Source organism: Pseudoxanthomonas sp. J31 (genome assembly GCF_000510725.1).
Lineage (GTDB): Bacteria > Pseudomonadota > Gammaproteobacteria > Xanthomonadales > Xanthomonadaceae > Pseudoxanthomonas.
On record NZ_AZNZ01000002.1, the window covers coordinates 260472 to 279640 of the forward strand.

Consider the following 19169-nt stretch of genomic DNA (forward strand, 5'->3'; position numbering starts at 1 on the left):
TCAGCCGATCTCGCGAAGCAGCTGCGCCGCCTCGTCGCGGGCGGCCGGATCCTGGCCGGCGAGCACCTCGCGCAGCAGGGTGCGCGCGGTGTCCACGTCGCCCAGGTCCAGGTAGGCCACGGCCAGCTCCAGGCGCTCGCGCCCGGCCGGGGCCGGGTTGAGCGGGGTGAAAGCGGACGCGTCGTCGTGCCAGGCCGGGGCCGCGGACTCGCGCGCGGCCGGTGCCGGCGGCGGCAGGTCGTCGTGGCGCAGCGGCAGCTCCGGTTCCACGTCCGGCTCCGGGGCCTGCTCGTCCACGTACGCCTCCGGCTCGACCGGATGCGGTTCCAGTTCCGGCGCCTCCACCGGCACCACCGGGTCGGCCGGCACGTGGGTGGACGGCGCGGCCGCGGCCAGCGCGGCGGCATCGAAGCCGGCGCCGCGGCCGACCGGGATCGGCAGCGGCTTGGGCCGGCGCGCGAACCACCAGGCCGCGCCCGCGGCCGCCGCCAGCAGCAGCAGGACCAGCGGCCACAGACCCAGGCCGCTGTGCGCGGATTCCTGTTCCATCTGCGCCAGGCGCTGCTGCGCCGCGGCCAGCTCACTGTCCTTCAGCTCGATCAGCTTCATCTGCTGCTGCTGCAGCTTTTCCAGTTCCTCGACCCGGCTGCGCAGCTCCTGCACCTCCGACTCGCGGGCGGCCAGGTCTTCCTGCGCCTGGCGCAATTGTTCGTTAGCCAGCATGTCGCCCTCGCCCCCACTGCCCAGTCCGGATGTCGCCGCCTGCGTGCCTTCGGCCGCCACCGCCGGCGCGATCTCCAGCCGCGCGCCGGCAGCAGCCGCGGCCGCTGCCGGGGCGGGAGCCGCGGCGGCGCTGTCGCCGATGGTGCCCTGCTGCTCCGGTGCGCCGGCCACCGCCGGCTGCGGCACCGGCTGGGCCAGCTGGCGCCACTGCGCGGTCTGCTCGCGCACCAGCGCGGCCGCGGTGGCCGCGTCGGCATAGTGTTCCGCGCCCGGCATGCGCAGCACCGCGCCGGCACGCACGCGGTGGATGTTGCCGCCGATGAAGGCTTCGGGGTTGGCGCGCAGCAGCGCCACCATCGCCTGTTCGCGGCTGTAGCCGCCGCGGTCCATGGCGGCGACCACGTGGGACAGGGTCTGCCCGCGCTCGACCCGGGCCAGGGTCTCGCCGGGGGCGGCCGCCACCGTGGGCTGGATGGCCGCAGCCGGAGCCCGTGCCGGGGCCGGCGCAGGCGCCGGTTCCACGGGCGCCGGCGGAGGCGGCGGCAGCGGCTCGGGCGCGCGCACGATCATGTCCGAAGGCAGTGCCTGCGGCGCCTCGATCACCGGGGCCTCGATCGCCACCGCGCTCTGCGGCGCCTCCACCAGTGCCGAGTATTCGCGCACCAGGCGGCCCTGGCCCCAGTCGACCTCGACCAGGAAGGACACCGCCGGCACGTCGACCGGGGCGCTGCTGGTGACGCGTACCACGGCGCGGCCGTGGGCGTCGGCGCTGATCGCGAACTGCAGGTCGCGCACCAGGCCGGTCGGAGGCTGCAGGCCGACGCGGGCGAAGGTCTCGGCCGAAGCCAGGCGCACCCGCGCGTTCTCAAGCTCCCCGGGCTGGTTGGAGATGATCGGAATCTCGGCCAGCAGCGGCTGTCCCGGCCCGGACAGCACCCGGATCTGGCCCAGGCCCAGCGCCAGTGCGCTGCTGCTGGCCAGCAACAGGGCGGTCGCCACCAGCCATTGCAACGGGCGCCACGCGCCCTGTCCCCTCTTCTCCATGGCGCGAACTATAGCGGTTTCGCCGTTCCCACCGCAGCGCCGGCAGCCCGGGAACCGTCCGGCGCGGCACGGAACGCCCGCTTGCAACCGGCCGCCCCGCCCGGCCGGAAGCGGCCGTTGCCCCTCCCCCGGGCCTTGCGGCAATCGCGCGGCCACCCATGGCTGCCCGCGGCACGCGTTTGCGACCGGGACCGGCATGGCCGGCCCAGGCGCAGCGGCCCAGGGCGGGGCCTGCGTCGCCGGCCTGGCAAGCCCGCATCGGCCAGGCGGCTTGCGCGGATGCAAACTGCGGCCTTGTCCGGGCCAAGCCCCCTTTGCAGCCCGGCACGCATCCAGGTCCGGCCCAACGAAAAGGCCGGGGCATGGAGCCCCGGCCTTGCCGTGGTGCAGGAGGCGGCGGCAAGGGACGCCGCCGTCCGGATCAGCCGCCGGCGGCGACCAGTTCGGCCAGCTGCACCGCGTTGAGCGCGGCACCCTTGCGGATGTTGTCGGCCACGATCCACAGGTTCAGGCCGCGCGGGTGCGAGAAGTCCTCGCGGATGCGGCCCACGTACACCGGGTCGTTGCCCGAGGCGTGGGTGACCGGGGTCGGGTAGCCGCCGGCCTTGCGCTCGTCGACCACTTCCACGCCCGGCGAACGGGCCAGCAGCTCGCGCGCGGCCTCGACCGTGACCTTCTTCCTCGTCTCGATCGCCACGGCCTCGGAGTGGCCGTAGAACACCGGCACGCGCACCGCGGTCGGGTTCACCTGGATGCTGTCGTCGCCGAGGATCTTGCGGGTCTCCCAGACCAGCTTCATCTCCTCCTTGGTGAAGCCGTTGTCCAGGAAGTCGTCGATGTGCGGGATCAGGTTGAACGCGATCTGCACCGGGAAGCGCTGCGGGTCCGGATCCTGGAAGTTGAGCAGCGCGCCGGTCTGGCGCCCCAACTCCTCCAGCGCCGAGCGGCCGGCGCCGGACACCGACTGGTAGGTGGCCACGTTGATGCGCTCGATGCCGTACTCGCGGTGCAGCGGGGCCAGGGCCACCAGCATCTGCATGGTCGAGCAGTTGGGGTTGGCGATGATGCCGCGCGGACGGTTCTTCGCCGCCTCCGGGTTGACCTCGGACACCACCAGCGGCACGTCGTCGTCGTAGCGGAAGGCCGAGGAGTTGTCGATCACCACCGCGCCGGCGGCGGCGAACTTCGGCGCGTATTCCTTGGACACGCTGCCGCCGGCCGAGAACAGGGCGATGTCCACGCCCTTGGGGTCGAAGGTGGCCAGGTCCTGCACCTTGACCTTGCGGCCGGCGTACTCGACCTCGCCGCCGGCCGAGCGTTCGGAGGCCAGCGGGATGATCTCGGCGACCGGGAAGTTCCGCTCGGCCAGGATGTTCAGCATGGTCTCGCCGACCGCGCCGGTGGCGCCTACGACTGCGACGGTGAAGCGGCGTTCTGCGTTGCTCATTGGAATGTCCGTGGTTCGTGATTGGTGACTGGTATTCGGAAAGCAGGAGCGCGATGCGCGGGGCCGGGTTCGGGGAACCTCTGCCGGGGTGGGCGCCGTGCTGCGTGGCGCGGGCGGAGGTTCCCTATCGTTTGCCGGTCGCGTCTTTCCCCGCACCGGCAATGGCGCCGGTGGTTTTCTTCGCGGTGACCGGGGTGGCGGGGCGGCCGGCATCCGGGCCCAGGTCCAGCGCGGCCAGCAGGTTGTCCACGGCCAGCTGCACCATCGCCCGGCGCGTGGCCAGCGAGGCGCTGCCGATGTGCGGGGTCAGCACCACGTTGCGCAGTGCCAGCAGTTCCGGGCGCACCTGCGGCTCGTCCTCGTAGACGTCCAAGCCGGCCGCGGCCAGGCGGCCATGGGCCAGGGCATCGGCCAGGGCCAGCTCGTCGACCAGGCCGCCGCGGGCGATGTTCACCAGGGTGGCGGTGGGCTTCATCTTCGCCAGCGCGGCGGCGTCGATGATGTGGTGGCTGGCCGGGGAATACGGCAGCACCAGCAGCAGGTGGTCGGCCTGCGCCAGCAGGGTGTCGAGGTCCACGTAGCGGGCGCCGACGCCGCGCTCCACGTCCTCCGGCAGGCGCGAACGGTTGTGGTAGAGCACCCGCATGCCGAAACCGTGGTGGCCGCGGCGGGCGATGGCCTGGCCGATCCGGCCCATGCCCAGGATGCCCAGGGTGCTGCCGTGCACGTCGGCGCCGAGCATGGTCGAGAACGACCACTGCCGCCACTGGCCCTCGCGCAGCCAGCGCTCGGACTCGGTGATGCGGCGCGCGGCCGCCATCAGCAGGGCGAAACCCAGGTCGGCCGTGGTCTCGGTCAGCACGTCGGGGGTGTTGGTGGCGATCACCCCGGCCGCGTCGAGCGCGGCGATATCCAGGTTGTTGTAGCCCACGCCGACGTTGGCCACCGCGCGCAGCTTCGGCGCCTGCGCCAGCTCGGCCGCGCCGATGCGTTCGTTGAGGGTGACGAGGGCGCCGTCGGCCTCGCGCAGCGCCGCGGCCACCGCCTCCGGTGCGTGCACGGTCACCTCGCGCACCGCGTCCACGTCACAATGGGCCGCCAACTGGTCGACGATGTCATCGAACAGCGGCTGCGAGACCCAGATGCGCGGACGCGGACTGGCCATGGCCGTGCGGTCAGCTCCCCTCGCCCAGCGCGCCGGCGCCGGCCGGGATGCGCGGGGTGATCGTGCCGACGTCGCCGCACTGGGCGCGGTGGCGCAGGGCCTGGTCCATCAGCACCAGGGCGACCATCGCCTCGGCGATCGGGGTGGCGCGGATGCCCACGCACGGGTCGTGGCGGCCGGTGGTGATGACCTCGACCGGATTACCGTGCACGTCCACGGTCGGCCCGGGCAGGCGCAGGCTGGAGGTGGGCTTGAGCGCGATCGAGGCCACGATCTGCTGGCCGGTGGAGATGCCGCCGAGGATGCCGCCGGCGTGGTTGCTGGCGAAGCCGTCGGGGGCGATCAGGTCGCGGTGCTGCGTGCCCTTCTGCGCGACCACGCCGAAGCCGTCGCCGATCTCCACGCCCTTGACCGCGTTGATGCTCATCAGGGCCGCGGCCAGCTCGCCGTCGAGCTTGCCGTAGACCGGCTCGCCCCAGCCCGGCGGCACGCCGTCGGCGACCACGGTCACCCGCGCGCCGACCGAGTCGCCGGACTTGCGCAGGGCGTCCATGTACGCCTCCAGCTCCGGCACCTGCGGCGCATGCGGCCAGAAGAAGGGGTTGGCTTCCACCGCGTCCCAGTCGAAGCCGGCCGGGACGACGTCGCCGATCTGGGCCATGAAGCCGCGCACGGTCACGCCGTGGCGCTGCTTCAGCCACTTCTTGGCGATCACCGCCGCGGCCACGCGCATGGTGGTCTCGCGCGCCGAGCTGCGGCCGCCGCCGCGCGGGTCGCGGATGCCGTACTTCTGCCAGTAGGTGTAGTCGGCGTGGCCGGGGCGGAACTGCGCGGCGATGTTCGCGTAGTCCTTGCTGCGCTGGTCGGTGTTGCGGATCAGCAGCGCGATCGGGGTGCCGGTGGTGCGGCCCTCGTACACCCCGGACAGGATCTCGACCTCGTCGGCCTCGCGCCGCGCCGAGGTGTGGCGGGTCTTGCCGGTGGCGCGGCGCTGCAGGTCGTGGGCGAACTCCTCCGGCGCGATCTCCAGCCCGGGAGGGCAGCCGTCGATGACGCAGCCGATGGCCGGGCCATGCGATTCGCCGAAGGTGGTGACCGACAGCAGCCTGCCGAAGGTGTTGCTGCTCAAGACGCGCCCCGCGCTGTACCTCTACAAGGCCGCCAAGCATCGCATATCGCGACGCCTGCTGCAGCGCGTCAGCAGCGGGAAAAAACGTTGCCGCGGTAACGGCTTAGACGCGGCCGGCGACCCGGCCGGCGCGCCCCGGGGACGGCCCCGCGGCGCGCTTTCCCGGAGCCTCAGCCGCGCGCGGCGGCCAGCTCGGCGATGCGCGCGTTGTGCGCGATCAGCTCGCGGCACTCGACCGCGAACACGCCCATCTGCCCGACCTTGAACTCGATCCAGGCCAGGTCCAGTTCTGGCAGCAGCTTGACCAGGTGCTGCTCGGACTCGCCCACCTCGCAGACCAGCAGGCCGTCCTGGCTCAGGTGCAGCGGCGCGTCGCGCAGGATCTTCAGCACCAGGTCCAGCCCGTCCGGGCCGGCGCGCAGGCCCAGCTCCGGCTCGTAGTCGTACTCGCGCGGCAGGGCGTCGGTCTCCGCGTCGGTGACATAGGGCGGATTGGTGACGATCAGCTCGTAGTGGCGACCGGCCAGGCCGGCGAACAGGTCGGACTTCACGAACTCCACGTTGGTCGCGTGCAGCCGCTCCTTGTTCTCCGCGGCCAGGGCCAGGGCGTCGTCGCTGATGTCCACGCCGTCGACCTGCCAGTCCGGGTTGTAGTGGGCCATGGCGATGGCGATGCAGCCCGAACCGGTGCACAGGTCCAGCGCGCGGCGCACCTCGCGCCCGCCCAGCCACGGCTCGAAGCCGCGCTCGATCAGTTCGGCGATCGGCGAGCGCGGCACCAGGGCGCGTGGGTCGGACTTGAAGCTCAGGCCGGCGAACCAGGCCTCGCCGGTCAGGTAGGCCGCCGGGATGCGTTCCTCGATGCGGCGGCGGAACAGCTCCAGGATCTTTGCCTTCTCGGCCGAGGTCAGGCGCGACTGGCCGTACACCGGGCTGAGGTCGTGCGGCAGGTGCAGCGCGTGCAGCACCAGCTGGGTGGCCTCGTCCATGGCGTTGTCGTAGCTGTGGCCGAAGGTCAGCCCGGCCTCGTTGAAGCGGCTGCCGCCATAGCGGATCAGGTCGATGATCGTGTGCAGCTCGCTGGCCAGGTCGGCGTCGGTCATGGGGGTGTGCGCGCCTGCGGCGCCGGCTGGAAAGGGCCGGGAATTATAGGGCAACGGCCGCCTTTTCCCCCGCAACGGCTATCATGGCCGGCCCGACGCCACGCCCCACGGACGCTGACGCCATGTTCAACCGCACCTTCGGCTACATCCTCGCCGCCGCGCTCGCCGCCGGGCTGGGGCTGCTGGTCGCACGCCAGCTGCTCGACCGCCCCGCCGCGCCCGCCGGCCCTGCGCTGCAGGCGGTGACCCTGCTGCCGCAGCCGCGCGAGCTGCCGCCGTTCAACCTGCGCCAGTCCGACGGCACGCCGCTGCTGCCGGGCGAGCTGGCCGGGCACTGGACCCTGGTGTTCCTCGGCTTCACCTTCTGCCCGGACGTGTGCCCCACCACCCTGGCCGAGCTGGCCGCGGCGCAGAAGCAGTGGGAGGCGCTGCCGGAGGCGGTGCGCCCGCGCGTGCTGTTCGTGTCGGTGGACCCGGAGCGCGACACCCCGGCCAAGGCCGGCGAGTACGCCCACGCCTTCCACCCCGACACCCTGGCCGCCACCGCCGACGTGCCGGCGCTGGAGAAGTTCGCCACCTCGCTGGGCTTCGTGTTCATGAAGGTGCCTGGCAAGACCTACGACGAGAATCCGCAGGACTACAGCGTCGACCACTCGGCCAACATCGCCGTGCTCGACAGCCAGGGCCGGCTGGCCGGCCTGATCCGGCCGCCGCTCAAGCCGCAGGCGATCGCCGAGGACCTGGCGGTGCTGACCGCGAAGGAGCGTGGACAGTGAGCCTCGGCACCTACCTGACCTGGGCCCTGCCGCACCGCCTGCTGTCCTCGTTGGCACGGCAACTGGCCTACTCGGAGAACCCGGCGGTCAAGCAGCGCTTCATCGACGCGGTGGTGCGCCGCTTCGACGTGAACCTGGAGGAGGCCGCCGAACCGGACCCGACCGCCTATCCCAGCTTCAATGCCTTCTTTACCCGCGCGCTGAAACCGGGGGCACGCACGCCCGACCCCGACCCGCGCGCGATCCTGATGCCGGCCGACGGCCGCATCAGCCAGCTGGGCCGGATCGAGGACGACGGCCGCATCTTCCAGGCCAAGGGCCGCTCGTTCACCGCCGCCGAGCTGCTGGGCGACGCCGAGGCCGCGCGCGTATTCGCCGGCGGCAGCTTCGCCACCGTGTACCTGTCGCCGCGCGACTACCACCGCGTGCACATGCCCTGGACCGGCGTGCTGCGCGAGACCGTGCACGTGCCGGGCCGGCTGTTCAGCGTGGGCCCGGCCGCGGTGCGCACGGTGCCGCGGCTGTTCGCGCGCAACGAGCGGCTGGTGTGCCACTTCGACACCAGCTTCGGGCCGATGGCCTCGGTGATGGTCGGGGCAATGCTGGTCTCGGGCGTGGAAACGGTCTGGAGCGGGGTGGAGATCCCGGAGTACGGCGACGACATCACCCGCAAGGACTGGCGCGGCAAGGGCATCGTGCTGGAGCGCTTCGCCGAGATGGCGCGCTTCAACTACGGCTCGACCGTGATCGTGCTGCTGCCGCCGGGCGCCGCCACCCTGGCCCCGGGGCTGCAGGCCGAGTCGCCGGTGCGGCTGGGCCAGGCGCTGGCGCACCTGGCGCGCTGACCGGCGGCGGGGACTCCGGCATCTGGCGCCCCGGGTGCGCCTCGCTACCCGGGCCACGTGCGCGACCCACACCGTTGATGCGCAACGGGCAGCGCTCTACTTCGAGCAGCCGACCAGCTGCAGCTTCTGCCCCTGGCGCAGGGCGTAGGCCGGGGCCTTGAGGCCGTTGGCCGCCGCCAGCTGCTTGATCTGGCAGCCGTGGCGCTGGGCGATGCGCCCCAGGGTGTCGCCACGGGCCACGGTATAGGTGCGCGCCTGCGCCGCCTTGGGCCGCGCCGGCTGCGGACTACCGGTGACTATCGTGGTCGCCACGCCCGGCACCGGGGTCACGTCGCCCACCGCGACGCTGCCCGGCGGCGCCCCCTCCAGCGCCGCATTCGGGTCCGCGGTCACCAGGGCATGGGCCAGTTCGGCGCGGGCCCCGCCCTCGCAATGGCGGCGGTAGAGCTGGGCCACCCGCGCGGTGGCCGCCAGCACGGTGCCGGCCGGGATCACGGTCTCGGCGTCGAAGCGCGGGTTGAGGTTGCGCAGGGTGCGCATGTAGCCGTCGCGGTTGCCGCTGTTGCCCAGGCACACGGTCAGCTCGTAGATGCTGGCCGGGCGCACCAGTTTCAGCGCCGCCGGGGTGGCCTCCACCTTCGGGAAGGTCACGCCGAACTGGCGCGGGTGCAGGAAGATCCAGGCCGCGGCGATCACCATCGGCACGTAGTCGCGGGTTTCCGGCGGGAACTGCTCGTAGGCCCGCAGGTTCCAGAAGCCGGAGCCGCCGCTGGCGCGGTACACGCGCAACGCACGGCCCTCGCCGCCGTTGTAGCCGGCCAGGGCCAGTTCGACGTCGTTGTTGAGCTCGCGCAGGCGCTCGTTGAGGTAGGCGGCGCTGGCCTCGGCCGCCGCGCGCGGGTCGTAGCGGGTGTCGAAGCCGGTGCCGTCCGGGCCCAGGCCGAAGCGGCGCGCGGTGGAAGGCATGAACTGCATCGGCCCGGCGGCGCCGGCGCGCGAGACCGAGTGCACGCGGCCGTTGGATTCCTTGGCCAGGATGCCGAACAGCAGCGCCTCCGGCAGGCCGCGCTTCTCGAACTCCGGCCACATCAGGTGGCGCATGACCTGGTAGTTCTCGTAGCTGGTCATCAGCTGCGGGCGCATGTCGGTCAGCCAGCGGCGGATGCCGGCCTGGATCGCCGGGTTGTAGCGGACCATGCGGTCGAAGGCATGGCGGCTGTCGTCGCCCAGCAGGCGCGCGGCGCGTACCGCCTCGGGCACGTCGGCGGCCAGCGCCGGGTCGGCCTCCAGCAGCTCGTCGTCCTCGCCGGCCTCGTCCGGGCCGGCGCCGCTGTCGTCGATGCCCTCCTTGAGCAGGCGCTTGTAGCTGGCCAGCAGGTCCGACAGCGGGCAACCGCGCTGCTTCACGCAGGCGTCGATCACGTCCTCCATGTCCTCCAGCGCGGCATTGCCCTCCTCCGCGCCGCGCGGGTCGCCGTTGCCGGCCAGCACGGTGGCGGCGCGGAAGCGGGTCTCGGCCTGGGCCATGCGGGCCACCAGGGCCTCGGCGGCGGCCCGGTCGCGCGCGGAGACGCGCTGGGCCAAGGCGGATGGAACGATGCAGGCGAACAGCAACACGGCCAGCAACGGCCGCGACAACGATGGACGGGAGGACATCGGCAGCGGGTTCCAGAAGCGACAGGCAGGGTAGCCCCCGCCGCCGCGCAGGGGCAACCCGCGCCGACGCCGCTAGAATCCCGGCCATTCCACCGCGCGAGGCCCCAATGGACCCGATCCTGCTCGGCAAGGGCACCACCGACGACGTCCCGGTCACCCTGCTGCCGGCGCTCGCCAACCGCCACGGCCTGGTCGCCGGCGCCACCGGCACCGGCAAGACCGTGACCCTGATGACCCTGGCCGAAGGCTTCTCGCGCATCGGCGTGCCGGTGTTCGTGGCCGACGTGAAGGGCGACGTCGCCGGGCTCGCGGTAGCCGGCGAAGGCGGCGAGAAGCTGGCCGCACGCGCCGCGGCCATCGGCGTGAAGGACTACGCGCCGGAAGCCAGCCCGGTGGTGTTCTGGGACCTGTACGGCAAGCTCGGCCACCCGGTCCGCACCACCGTCAGCGAGATGGGCCCCACCCTGCTGGCGCGCATCCTCGAGCTCAACGACACCCAGGCCGGGGTGCTGGACATCGTGTTCAAGCTGGCCGACGACCGCGGCCTGCTGCTGCTGGACCTGGACGACCTGCGCGCGCTGCTCGGCCTGGTGGCCGAGGAGCGCAAGGCGGTCTCGGCCGAATACGGCCTGGTCAGCGCGCAGACGGTGGCTGCGATCCAGCGCGCCCTGCTGCGCCTGTCCCAGGACGGCGGCGAACAGTTCTTCGGCGAGCCGGCGCTGGAACTGGCCGACATCATGCGGGTCAACCATGACGGCCGCGGCGTGGTCGGCATCCTCGCCGCCGACCAGCTGATCCTCAAGCCGCGGCTGTACTCGACCTTCCTGCTGTGGCTGCTGGGCGAGCTGTTCGAGAGCCTGCCGGAGGTGGGCGACCTGGACAAGCCGAAGCTGGCCTTCATCTTCGACGAGGCCCACCTACTGTTCGACGACGCGCCGCCGGCGTTGCGCCAGCGCATCGAGCAGGTGGTGCGGCTGGTCCGCTCCAAGGGCGTGGGCGTGTACTTCTGCTCGCAGTTCCCGGACGACGTGCCGGACAACATCCTCGGCCAGCTCGGCAACCGCGTGCAGCACGCGCTGCGCGCGTACACCCCGCGCGACCAGAAGGCGGTCAGGACCGCGGCCCAGACCTTCGTGCCCAACCCGAAGCTGGACGTGGCCGCCACCCTGCCCCAGCTGGGCACCGGCGAAGCCCTGGTCAGCACGCTGCAGGCCGGCGGCATCCCCGCGCCGGTGCAGGTGACGAAGATCGCCCCGCCGCGCTGCCGCATGGGCGCCATCACCGCGGCCGAGCGCGCCCGGGTGCGCGCCGCCAGCCCGGTCGGTACCCGCTACGACACCCCGGTCAACCGCGAATCGGCGGCCGAGCTGCTGGCCGCGCGGGTCCAGGCCGGCACACCCGCCGGCACGCCGCCGGCGCAGCAGGACGGCGAAGGCGGCATCGGCCAGAAGATCGGCGAGTTCCTGTTCGGCACCAAGCGCCGCCAGGGCGTGGTCCAGACGGTGGCCAAGCAGACCGCGCGCAACGTCGGCGGCTCGGTTGGCCGCAGCCTCGGCAGCAGCATCGGCGAGTCGGTGGCCGGCAAGGCCGGGAAGAAGTACGGCGGGCAGATCGGCAACCAGATCGTGCGCGGCATCCTCGGCGGCATCTTCGGCCGGCGTTGAGCGCCCCGGCGCCGCGCAAGCGGCGCCGACCGCCGACTCCCCGCCCACGCCACCAGGCGCTAGCATCACGCCCCCGCAATACCCATCGGTTGTCCGCATGTCGCGCTGGCGTCCGCCCCCCGAGAAAAGCACCGCCCTGATCACCCGCGACGGCCACGACCGGCTCAAGGCCGAGCTGGACGACCTGTGGCGGGTGCAGCGCCCGGAAGTGGTGAAGGCGCTGGCCGCCGCCGCGGCCGAGGGCGACCGCTCGGAGAACGCCGAGTACACCTACCGCAAGAAGCAGCTGGCCGGGATCGACCGCCGCGTGCGCTACCTGTCCAAGCGCATCCCCGCCCTGCGGGTGGTCGATACCGTGCCCTCCGACCCGGAGGCGGTCTACTTCGGCGCCTGGGTGGAGCTGGAGAACCTGGCCACCGGCGAGTGCATGCGTTACCGCATCGTCGGCCCGGACGAGACCGATGCCGCCCAGGGCCATATCAGCATCGACTCGCCGCTGGCCCGTGCCCTGCTGAAGAAGCGCATCGACGACGAGGTCGAGGCGCAGCTGCCCGGCGGCCCGGCGCGCTTCGTGGTGGTGGACGTGAGCTACGGCTGAGCCGCCGGCGGCGGCCATACGGCGACGCAGCTTGACGTCCCCCGCGCCGACCGGCGACCTTCCCGCCTGACTGCAATCGCATCAGGGGAAGTGCTTTGACGGCTATTGAAACCGGCCTGGCCGCCGCGCCGGCCGCTGCGCTGGCGCCCGCGCCCAGCACCCATCGCGCCCGTACCGGCATCGTGATCGACGCCTCGGTCGACGTCTCGGCGGAGTTCCTGGCCGACCCGGACGTGGCGGTGATCCCGATCCCGATCAGGATCGGCGCCAGCACCTACATCGACCAGCACGACCCGGAGGCCAGCGCGCGCTACATGCGCGAGAACGGCAACGGCGAGGGCGTGGCCGGGCAGTCGATCCCGCTGGACGCGGCGCAGATGAAGAACTTCTTCATCGAGCGCTTCGCCCTGGACTACGACTCGGTCTACTGCCTGACCATCACCTCCACCCGCAGCCCGATCCACGAGGCCTGCAGCGAGGGCAGCGCGCTGGCGCTGCACCACATCCGCGGCCTGCGCCAGGCGGCCGAGATGCGGCGGCCGTTCCAGTTCCGGGTGATCGATACCCGCAACATGTTCGCCGGCTCCGGCATCGCGGCGATGGCGCTGCGCGACATGCTGCAGGCGGGGATGTCGCCCAAGGACGTCCGCGCCGAGCTGCTGCGGATCGTCGATACCACCTACACCTACTACATCCCCGACGACCTGGGCTATGCACGCACCCGCTCGCGCGTGCGCGGCGACCGCAGCATCCACCTGACCAGCGTGCTGCTGGGAAGCGCGCTGGACATCAAGCCGATCATCCGCGGCTACCAGGGCGATACCCACCCGGTGAGCAAGTACCGCGGCCGCGCCCAGGCCTGGGGCAAGCTGTTCCGGTACGCCGCGCGCAGGGTGGCCGAAGGCCAGCTGCACACCCCGCACGTGATCGTCTCCTACGCCGGGGCGATGGGCGAACTGCACGCGACCCCGGAACTGGGCGAGCTGCGCCAGGCCTGCGAGCGCGCCGGCGTCTCCCTGCACGTGCTGCAGATGAGCATCACCGGGATGATGAACATCGGCCCCGGCGGGCTGACCCTGGCCTATTCCGGCCCCGTCCCCAACGAGGCGCCCTGAGCGGCGACGGCCCGCACCGCTCCCGGCCGCCGGGAGAGCCCGGGCCGGAAATCGGCCGCGGCGGGCCTGGCCTGCCGCCGGATTCGCGCCGCCAAGCTGCGGCGGCGCTCCCCGGAAACGAAAGCGGCGCCTTGCGGCGCCGCCCTCGAGGTTGCCGCCCGCGCAGGGCTCAGAGCACGCGCAGCGCCAGTGGCGAGGTGTCGCCGGTTTCGGCGTATTCGACCTCGCCGTAGAGGTCGTGCTCGTCGCTGCCCATGATCCGCACGTCGACGAACTCGCCCGGCTGCAGGCCGGCATCGCGGCCGTCCTGGATCTGCACGGTGCCATCGATCTCCGGCGCATCGGCCATGGAGCGGGCGATCGCCAGCTCGCCGTCGAGGAAGTCCACCAGGCAGCGCTGCACGCTGCCGACCTTGGCCTCCAGGCGCGCGGCCGAGATCTCGCCCTGGCGCTCCATGAAACGGGCCAGGCGCTCCTGCTTGACCTCTTCCGGCACCGCGCCGGGCAGGTCGTTGGCGGCCGCGCCTTCCACCGGCGAATAGGCGAAGGCGCCGACGCGGTCCAGCTGGGCCTCGTCGAGGAAATCCAGCAGTTCCTCGAACTCGGCCTCGGTCTCGCCGGGGAAGCCGACGATGAAGGTCGAACGGATGGTCAATTCGGGGCAGGTCGCGCGCCAGCGCTGGATCCGCTCCAGGGTCTTGTCGACCGCGCCCGGGCGCTTCATCAGCCTGAGGATGCGCGGACTGGCGTGCTGGAACGGGATGTCCAGGTACGGCAGGACCTTGCCCTCGGCCATCAGCGGGATCACCTCGTCCACGTGCGGGTACGGGTAGACGTAGTGCAGCCGCACCCAGGCATCCAGCTCGGACAGGCCCTCGCACAGGGCCTTCATCCGGGTGGCGTACTCGCGGCCGCGCCAGGTGCCCGGCGCGTACTTCAGGTCCACGCCGTAGGCCGAGGTGTCCTGCGACACCACCAGCAGCTCGCGCACGCCGCCCTTGACCAGGCGCTCGGCCTCGCGCAGCACCTCGTCCACCGGCCGCGAAGCCAGGTCGCCGCGCATGGACGGGATGATGCAGAAGCTGCAGCGGTGGTTGCAGCCCTCGGAGATCTTCAGGTACGCGTAGTGGCGCGGGGTCAGCTTGATGCCGTAGTCCGGCACCAGGTCCACGAACGGGTCGTGCCTGGGCGGCAGTGCCTTGTGCACGGCCTCCATCACGCTGGCGTAGTCCTGCGGCCCGGACACGGCAAGCACGTCCGGGTACTGCTCGCGGATCAGTTCCGAGCGCTTGCCCAGGCACCCGGTGACGATGACCTTGCCGTTCTCGTTCATCGCCTCGCCGATGGCGTCCAGCGATTCGGCCACGGCCGAGTCGATGAAGCCGCAGGTGTTGACCACCACCACGTCGGCATCGTCGTAGGTCGGGACGATGTCGTAACCCTCCACCCGCAGCTGGGTGAGGATGCGTTCGGAATCGACCAGCGCCTTCGGGCAGCCGAGGCTGACGAAGCCGACCTTGGGGTTGTGCACGGACATGGGAAGCTCGGGAACGGCGGGCGGGCGCGACCGGCGGGCCGGTGCGCGGGGCGCGCGATTATACCCGCCCCGGCCACCGCGCCCGCAGACGCGGCCGGAACGCCCGGGCGACGCATAATGGCGCCCCCCCCCCACAACCGAGGACGACGCCATGGGCCAATGGATCCAGCTCGACACGCCCCGCGGCCAGGTCGCGACCTGGCAGGCCGGTCCGCCGTCGGCGCCGCGCGGCGGCCTGGTGGTGATCCAGGAGATCTTCGGGGTCAACCCGCACATCCGCGCGGTGGCCGAGGACTTCGTGTCCGAGGGCTACGCGGTGCTGGCGCCTGCGTTCTTCGACCCGGTGGAGCCCGGCGTGGAGCTGGGCTACGACGAGGCCGGCTTCGCCCACGGCCGCAAGCTGGCCGGCGAACTGGGCTTCGACGCCGCGCTGCAGATCCTCGATGCGGCCGCGCAGCGCCTGCGCCGCTACCTGGGCGCGTTCAACGAGCCGCGCGGCGCCGTGGGCACGGTCGGCTACTGCTGGGGCGGCACCCTGGCCATGCTCGGCGCACTGAGGCTGGGCCTGCCCTCGGTCAGCTACTACGGCGCGCGCAACACCGCCTTCCTCGACGACCCGGCCCTGGTCGCCAGCCCCAGGGCGCCGGTGATGTTCCACTTCGGCGAGCAGGACCCCTCGATCCCGCCGGAGGCGGTGGAGCAGCACCGGCTCAAGCTGCCGGGCATGCCGGTCCACACCTACCCCGCCGGCCACGCCTTCAACCGCGAGGTCGATCCGAAGGCCTACGACAAGCCCAGCGCGCGGCTGGCGCGCGAGCGCACCCTGGCCTTCTTCGCCGAGCACCTGCAGTGAGCGGGTTCGAACTGGACCCGCGCCTGGCCGCCGACAGCGTGTTCGTCGCCGACGGGCCGCTGTCGCAGGTGCGGCTGATGGACGACACCCGCTTCCCCTGGCTGCTGCTGGTGCCGCGGGTGCCCGGGGCGCGCGAGTGGATCGACCTGGACGGCAACCAGCAGCGCCTGCTGCTGGCCGAGCTCAACCGCGCCGCGCAGGCGCTGCGCGCCACGCCCGGGGTGGAGAAGCTCAACATCGGCGCGCTGGGCAACGTGGTGGCGCAGCTGCACGTGCACCTGGTCGGCCGGCACCCGGGCGACGCCGCCTGGCCGGGGCCGGTGTGGGGCAGCGGCAGCGCGGTGCGGCACGCCCCGGAGGCGCTGGCGGCGGCTGCCGCGGACTGGCGTTCGCGGCTAGGATAGGCGCCCTTTCCACTGCCGGTTACGCGCCCATGGGTTCCAACGTGTTCGCCGCCCTCGTCCTGATCGTCGTGGGCCTGTTCTTCCTGGCCCGCAACCTGGGCTGGATCGACACGGGGCTGGGCGCGCTGCTGGCCACCTGGTGGCCGGCGGGCCTGGTGGTGGTCGGCGTGGCCATGCTGCTGCGGCGCAAGTAAGCCGCGCGGCCGCCGGTGACAGGGGGCGGCAGCGGTGGCTGACGCCTGTCACCTGACGCCGGTCCGGCGGCGGCGCAAGATGCGCTCCATCCCCCAAGGAGGAAGCCGCCATGTGCCGTCGCCTGGTTCCCGCCCTCGTCCTGATCGTGCTGGGCGTCCTGTTCCTGCTCGACAACCTCGGAATCGGCATCGATGCCGGCCGCGTGCTGTCCACCTGGTGGCCGCTGGCGCTGATCGCGGTCGGCGCCGGCTGGCTGCTGCGCCGCGGCGACGGCACCCGCTGCGGCTGAGCCGGCGGGCGCGCCTGCTCAGGTGCGCGGCAGGGTGACCCCGGTCTGGCCCTGGTACTTGCCGCCGCGGTCCTTGTACGAGGTCTCGCACACGTCGTCCGCGTCGGACTGGAGGAACAGCATCTGGGCCACGCCCTCGTTGGCGTAGATGCGCGCCGGCAGCGGCGTGGTGTTGGAGAACTCCAGGGTCACGTGGCCCTCCCACTCCGGCTCCAGCGGGGTGACGTTGACGATGATGCCGCAGCGGGCGTAGGTGCTCTTGCCCAGGCACACCACCAGCACGTCACGGGGGATGCGGAAGTACTCCACCGTGCGCGCCAGCGCGAAGCTGTTGGGCGGGATGATGCACTCGTCGCCGACCACGTCCACGAAGCTCTTCGGGTCGAAGTTCTTCGGGTCGACGATGGTGGAGTTGATGTTGGTGAAGACCTTGAACTCGCGCGAGCAGCGCACGTCGTAGCCGTAGCTGGACGTGCCGTAGCTGACGATGCGCCTGCCGTCGACCTGCTTCACCTGTCCGGGCTCGAACGGGTCGATCATGCCGTGCTGTTCGGCCATCGTCCGGATCCAGCGGTCGCTCTTGATGCTCATGCAGTGGTTCCCTGGGGCAAGGCGCGTGAACGCGCGATTGTAGGGGGCCGGCCGGGCCGCGTGTACCCGCGCCTGGCCGGGCCTCCCGCCGCGGCGGGGGGAAGCGCGGACCGGGGCGTCAGGCCAGCCGGGCCGCGATCGGAATCGAGGCGCGCGGGCGCCGGGCCAGCGCGGTGGCCAGCGCCTGCGCCGCGGCCAGGTAGGCCTGGGCCGGAGCCGCGTCCGGCGCGGCCACCACCACCGGCGCGCCGGCGTCGCCCTGCTCGCGGATGCGCAGGTCCAGCGGCAGCGAGCCCAGCAGCGGCACGCCGTAGCGCTCGGCCATGGCCTGCGCCCCGCCGTGGCCGAACACGTGCTCGACGTGGCCGCAGTTGCTGCACACGTGCATGGCCATGTTCTCGACGATGCCCAGCACCGGCACCTCGACCTTGTTGAACATGGCCACGGCCTTGCGCGCGTCCAGGGTGGCGATCTCCTGCGGCGTGGTCACCACCACCGCACCGGCCACCGGGATCTTCTGCGCCAGGGTCAGCTGGATGTCGCCGGTGCCCGGCGGCAGGTCGACCACCAGGTAGTCCAGGTCGCCCCACAGGGTGTCGGTGAACAGCTGCATCAGCGCCGAGGTGGCCATCGGCCCGCGCCAGATCATGGGCGTGTCCTGCTCGACCAGCAGGCCGATGGACATGGCCTCGATGCCGAACGCGCGCATCGGCTCGATCGACTTGCCATCCGGGCTCTCCGGCCGCCCGGACAGGCCCAGCATGGCCGGCACGCTGGGGCCGTACACGTCGGCGTCGAGCACGCCGACGCGCGCGCCGAGCCTCTGCAGCGCCAGCGCCAGGTTCACCGCGGTGGTCGACTTGCCGACGCCGCCCTTGCCCGAGCCGACCGCGACCACGTTGCGGATGCGCGGATGCGGGGCCAGCCCGCCCTGCACCGCGTGGGCGGCGATCCGCGGGCGCAGTTCGAACGTTTCCAGCGCCTGGCCGGCGGCGGCCAGGGCCGCCTCGGCGCGCGCCTGCAGCTGGGCCGCCCAGGCGGCGGAAAACGGGAATCCGGTGGTGCCCTGGACCTGGGCGCCGCGGCCGCCCGGGCGCGCGTCCCAACGCACGGCCGCACCGAGCGGGCCGCCGCCGGCCGGGTCTTCCAGGATGGCGAGGATGTCTTGGAGGGGGGAAGCAGCAGTCATGTGTAGGTCACGCCAGGCCGGCCCCGCCCCGGGTGGCGCGGGCGACCGGCTCGATATCGGTTGAGCGCGCCACGGTACAAGAATGCGCGCCGCTTGGCTGCCCCCCGGCGGCGCCACGCAGCGTCCGCATCCGGTCAGCCGTACGGGGGCGGATGCTGGTATAAGAGGCCAGGCCCGCCGCATCCGGCAGGCCATCTGCATCCGGGAGGAAAACATGCGCAAGACCCTGCTGGCCGGCCTCGCCCTGCCGCTTCTGGCCCTGGCCTCGATGACCGCCGCGGCCGCCGATCCGGTCGTCGGCCGCTGGAAGACCATCGACGGCGAGACCGGCAAGCCCAAGTCCTACGTCGAGATCACCCAGGCCGCCGACGGCAGCTTCAGCGGCCGGATCGTCGAACTGATCAACCCCAGCCGCCCCAACCCGACCTGCGACAAGTGCAGCGACGACCGCAAGGGCAAGCCGATCACCGGCATGGAGATCATCCGCGGGATGAAGGCCGACGGCGGCGGCAAGTATTCCGGCGGCACCATCCTCAAGCCCGACGAGGGCAAGGTGTACAAGTCCAAGCTGGCCCTGATCGACGGCGGCAGGAAGCTGGAGGTTTCCGGCTGCGTCGCCTTCATCTGCAAGTCGCAGACCTGGATCCGCGAGTGACGCCGCATTAAGCAAGGCACAGGATCCGTGAAGGGGCGCCATGATGGCGCCCCTTCTTTTTCACGGCGCCTGCACAATTCCCATACGTATGCATATTTCCGGGATAATCAGGGACTTACGTATATACAATGCAAATCGGTCGGCATTTACCCGATAGAAAAAAACTTCTGAAATAACGAATAACTCAACAA

Annotated in this window: 19 protein-coding genes; 10 read left to right on the forward strand and 9 right to left on the reverse strand. The window is 72.1% G+C overall.

Annotation, left to right across the window (positions count from 1 at the left end; all coding sequences use genetic code 11):
- From PSEJ31_RS0104445 to prmB, 5 genes are all read right to left on the reverse strand, one after another.
- The gene (locus PSEJ31_RS0104445; protein ID WP_084220799.1) at nucleotides 1-1767 is read right to left on the reverse strand and encodes a FimV/HubP family polar landmark protein; all 1767 of its coding nucleotides are present in this window, start codon (nucleotides 1765-1767) and stop codon (nucleotides 1-3) included.
- A 421-nt stretch (nucleotides 1768-2188) separates the two neighbouring features.
- Nucleotides 2189-3214: an aspartate-semialdehyde dehydrogenase gene (locus tag PSEJ31_RS0104450; RefSeq protein ID WP_019399884.1), complete on the reverse strand. Its 1026-nt coding sequence runs from the start codon at nucleotides 3212-3214 to the stop codon at nucleotides 2189-2191.
- A gap of 124 nt (nucleotides 3215-3338) precedes the next feature.
- The gene (locus PSEJ31_RS0104455) at nucleotides 3339-4379 is read right to left on the reverse strand and encodes a D-glycerate dehydrogenase (RefSeq protein WP_028914773.1); all 1041 of its coding nucleotides are present in this window, start codon (nucleotides 4377-4379) and stop codon (nucleotides 3339-3341) included.
- Between the two features lie 10 nt (nucleotides 4380-4389).
- Complete coding sequence (aroC, locus tag PSEJ31_RS0104460) at nucleotides 4390-5508, reverse strand: chorismate synthase (protein WP_028914774.1); 1119 nt, start codon at nucleotides 5506-5508, stop codon at nucleotides 4390-4392.
- A 170-nt stretch (nucleotides 5509-5678) separates the two neighbouring features.
- Nucleotides 5679-6611, reverse strand: a complete 933-nt coding sequence (prmB, locus tag PSEJ31_RS0104465; protein WP_028914775.1) for a 50S ribosomal protein L3 N(5)-glutamine methyltransferase — start codon at nucleotides 6609-6611, stop codon at nucleotides 5679-5681.
- Nucleotides 6612-6733: 122 nt separating this feature from the next.
- Between prmB and PSEJ31_RS0104470 the strand changes: the two genes are divergently transcribed.
- Together PSEJ31_RS0104470 and asd are read left to right on the forward strand one after the other, a co-directional pair.
- The gene (locus PSEJ31_RS0104470) at nucleotides 6734-7387 is read left to right on the forward strand and encodes an SCO family protein (RefSeq protein ID WP_019399879.1); all 654 of its coding nucleotides are present in this window, start codon (nucleotides 6734-6736) and stop codon (nucleotides 7385-7387) included.
- Nucleotides 7384-8232 carry an archaetidylserine decarboxylase gene (asd, locus tag PSEJ31_RS0104475; RefSeq protein WP_019399878.1) on the forward strand — a complete coding sequence of 283 codons (849 nt, stop codon included), beginning with the start codon at nucleotides 7384-7386 and terminating at the stop codon, nucleotides 8230-8232. Before PSEJ31_RS0104470 ends, asd begins: the two co-directional genes overlap by 4 nt.
- A 96-nt stretch (nucleotides 8233-8328) precedes the next feature.
- On the opposite strand, the gene PSEJ31_RS0104480 is transcribed toward asd, so the two are convergent.
- Nucleotides 8329-9888 carry a transglycosylase SLT domain-containing protein gene (locus tag PSEJ31_RS0104480; RefSeq protein WP_037034564.1) on the reverse strand — a complete coding sequence of 520 codons (1560 nt, stop codon included), beginning with the start codon at nucleotides 9886-9888 and terminating at the stop codon, nucleotides 8329-8331.
- Nucleotides 9889-9995: 107 nt separating this feature from the next.
- On the opposite strand from PSEJ31_RS0104480, the gene PSEJ31_RS0104485 reads away from it, so the two are divergent.
- The 3 genes from PSEJ31_RS0104485 to PSEJ31_RS0104495 all read left to right on the forward strand — a co-directional run bounded on the left by PSEJ31_RS0104485 (nucleotide 9996) and on the right by PSEJ31_RS0104495 (nucleotide 13265).
- The gene (locus PSEJ31_RS0104485) at nucleotides 9996-11552 is read left to right on the forward strand and encodes a helicase HerA-like domain-containing protein (protein WP_028914777.1); all 1557 of its coding nucleotides are present in this window, start codon (nucleotides 9996-9998) and stop codon (nucleotides 11550-11552) included.
- 97 nt (nucleotides 11553-11649) lie between these two features.
- Nucleotides 11650-12150: a transcription elongation factor GreB gene (gene greB / locus PSEJ31_RS0104490; protein ID WP_028914778.1), complete on the forward strand. Its 501-nt coding sequence runs from the start codon at nucleotides 11650-11652 to the stop codon at nucleotides 12148-12150.
- Between the two features lie 95 nt (nucleotides 12151-12245).
- Nucleotides 12246-13265, forward strand: coding sequence for a DegV family protein (locus PSEJ31_RS0104495; RefSeq protein ID WP_019399903.1), 1020 nt, complete (start codon nucleotides 12246-12248; stop codon nucleotides 13263-13265).
- Nucleotides 13266-13434: 169 nt separating this feature from the next.
- Here the strand turns inward: PSEJ31_RS0104495 and rimO are convergent, their stop codons facing one another.
- On the reverse strand, nucleotides 13435-14802 hold the full coding sequence (rimO, locus tag PSEJ31_RS0104500; RefSeq protein ID WP_028914779.1) for a 30S ribosomal protein S12 methylthiotransferase RimO: 1368 nt from the start codon (nucleotides 14800-14802) through the stop codon (nucleotides 13435-13437).
- A gap of 151 nt (nucleotides 14803-14953) precedes the next feature.
- On the opposite strand from rimO, the gene PSEJ31_RS0104505 reads away from it, so the two are divergent.
- From PSEJ31_RS0104505 to PSEJ31_RS0104520, 4 genes are all read left to right on the forward strand, one after another.
- A complete protein-coding gene (locus PSEJ31_RS0104505) occupies nucleotides 14954-15655 on the forward strand; it encodes a dienelactone hydrolase family protein (protein ID WP_019399901.1) in 702 nt (233 codons plus the stop codon).
- Nucleotides 15652-16059: an HIT family protein gene (locus PSEJ31_RS15655; RefSeq protein WP_037034477.1), complete on the forward strand. Its 408-nt coding sequence runs from the start codon at nucleotides 15652-15654 to the stop codon at nucleotides 16057-16059. Before PSEJ31_RS0104505 ends, PSEJ31_RS15655 begins: the two co-directional genes overlap by 4 nt.
- Before the next feature lie 29 nt (nucleotides 16060-16088).
- A complete protein-coding gene (locus PSEJ31_RS17080; protein WP_019399899.1) occupies nucleotides 16089-16253 on the forward strand; it encodes a DUF5668 domain-containing protein in 165 nt (54 codons plus the stop codon).
- Nucleotides 16254-16363: 110 nt separating this feature from the next.
- Nucleotides 16364-16543, forward strand: a complete 180-nt coding sequence (locus PSEJ31_RS0104520; protein WP_019399898.1) for a DUF5668 domain-containing protein — start codon at nucleotides 16364-16366, stop codon at nucleotides 16541-16543.
- Nucleotides 16544-16561: 18 nt separating this feature from the next.
- On the opposite strand, the gene dcd is transcribed toward PSEJ31_RS0104520, so the two are convergent.
- Nucleotides 16562-17134 (reverse strand): dCTP deaminase, encoded by a 573-nt coding sequence (gene dcd / locus PSEJ31_RS0104525; RefSeq protein WP_019399897.1) that lies wholly within the window; start codon nucleotides 17132-17134, stop codon nucleotides 16562-16564.
- Nucleotides 17135-17252: 118 nt separating this feature from the next.
- A complete protein-coding gene (gene apbC, locus PSEJ31_RS0104530) occupies nucleotides 17253-18323 on the reverse strand; it encodes an iron-sulfur cluster carrier protein ApbC (protein WP_232210971.1) in 1071 nt (356 codons plus the stop codon).
- Between the two features lie 214 nt (nucleotides 18324-18537).
- Between apbC and PSEJ31_RS0104535 the strand changes: the two genes are divergently transcribed.
- Nucleotides 18538-18978 (forward strand): DUF2147 domain-containing protein, encoded by a 441-nt coding sequence (locus tag PSEJ31_RS0104535; protein ID WP_019399895.1) that lies wholly within the window; start codon nucleotides 18538-18540, stop codon nucleotides 18976-18978.
- Nucleotides 18979-19169: the final 191 nt, after the last annotated feature.

Coding starts and splice junctions, on each gene's coding strand:
- PSEJ31_RS0104445 (WP_084220799.1), bottom strand. CDS start 1,767: ATGGAGAAGAGGGGACAGGGCGCGTGGCGCCCGTTGCAATGGCTGGTG.
- PSEJ31_RS0104450 (WP_019399884.1), bottom strand. CDS start 3,214: ATGAGCAACGCAGAACGCCGCTTCACCGTCGCAGTCGTAGGCGCCACC.
- PSEJ31_RS0104455 (WP_028914773.1), bottom strand. CDS start 4,379: ATGGCCAGTCCGCGTCCGCGCATCTGGGTCTCGCAGCCGCTGTTCGAT.
- prmB (WP_028914775.1), bottom strand. CDS start 6,611: ATGACCGACGCCGACCTGGCCAGCGAGCTGCACACGATCATCGACCTG.
- PSEJ31_RS0104470 (WP_019399879.1), top strand. CDS start 6,734: ATGTTCAACCGCACCTTCGGCTACATCCTCGCCGCCGCGCTCGCCGCC.
- PSEJ31_RS0104480 (WP_037034564.1), bottom strand. CDS start 9,888: ATGTCCTCCCGTCCATCGTTGTCGCGGCCGTTGCTGGCCGTGTTGCTG.
- PSEJ31_RS0104485 (WP_028914777.1), top strand. CDS start 9,996: ATGGACCCGATCCTGCTCGGCAAGGGCACCACCGACGACGTCCCGGTC.
- greB (WP_028914778.1), top strand. CDS start 11,650: ATGTCGCGCTGGCGTCCGCCCCCCGAGAAAAGCACCGCCCTGATCACC.
- rimO (WP_028914779.1), bottom strand. CDS start 14,802: ATGTCCGTGCACAACCCCAAGGTCGGCTTCGTCAGCCTCGGCTGCCCG.
- PSEJ31_RS0104505 (WP_019399901.1), top strand. CDS start 14,954: ATGGGCCAATGGATCCAGCTCGACACGCCCCGCGGCCAGGTCGCGACC.
- PSEJ31_RS17080 (WP_019399899.1), top strand. CDS start 16,089: ATGGGTTCCAACGTGTTCGCCGCCCTCGTCCTGATCGTCGTGGGCCTG.
- PSEJ31_RS0104520 (WP_019399898.1), top strand. CDS start 16,364: ATGTGCCGTCGCCTGGTTCCCGCCCTCGTCCTGATCGTGCTGGGCGTC.
- dcd (WP_019399897.1), bottom strand. CDS start 17,134: ATGAGCATCAAGAGCGACCGCTGGATCCGGACGATGGCCGAACAGCAC.
- apbC (WP_232210971.1), bottom strand. CDS start 18,323: ATGACTGCTGCTTCCCCCCTCCAAGACATCCTCGCCATCCTGGAAGAC.
- PSEJ31_RS0104535 (WP_019399895.1), top strand. CDS start 18,538: ATGCGCAAGACCCTGCTGGCCGGCCTCGCCCTGCCGCTTCTGGCCCTG.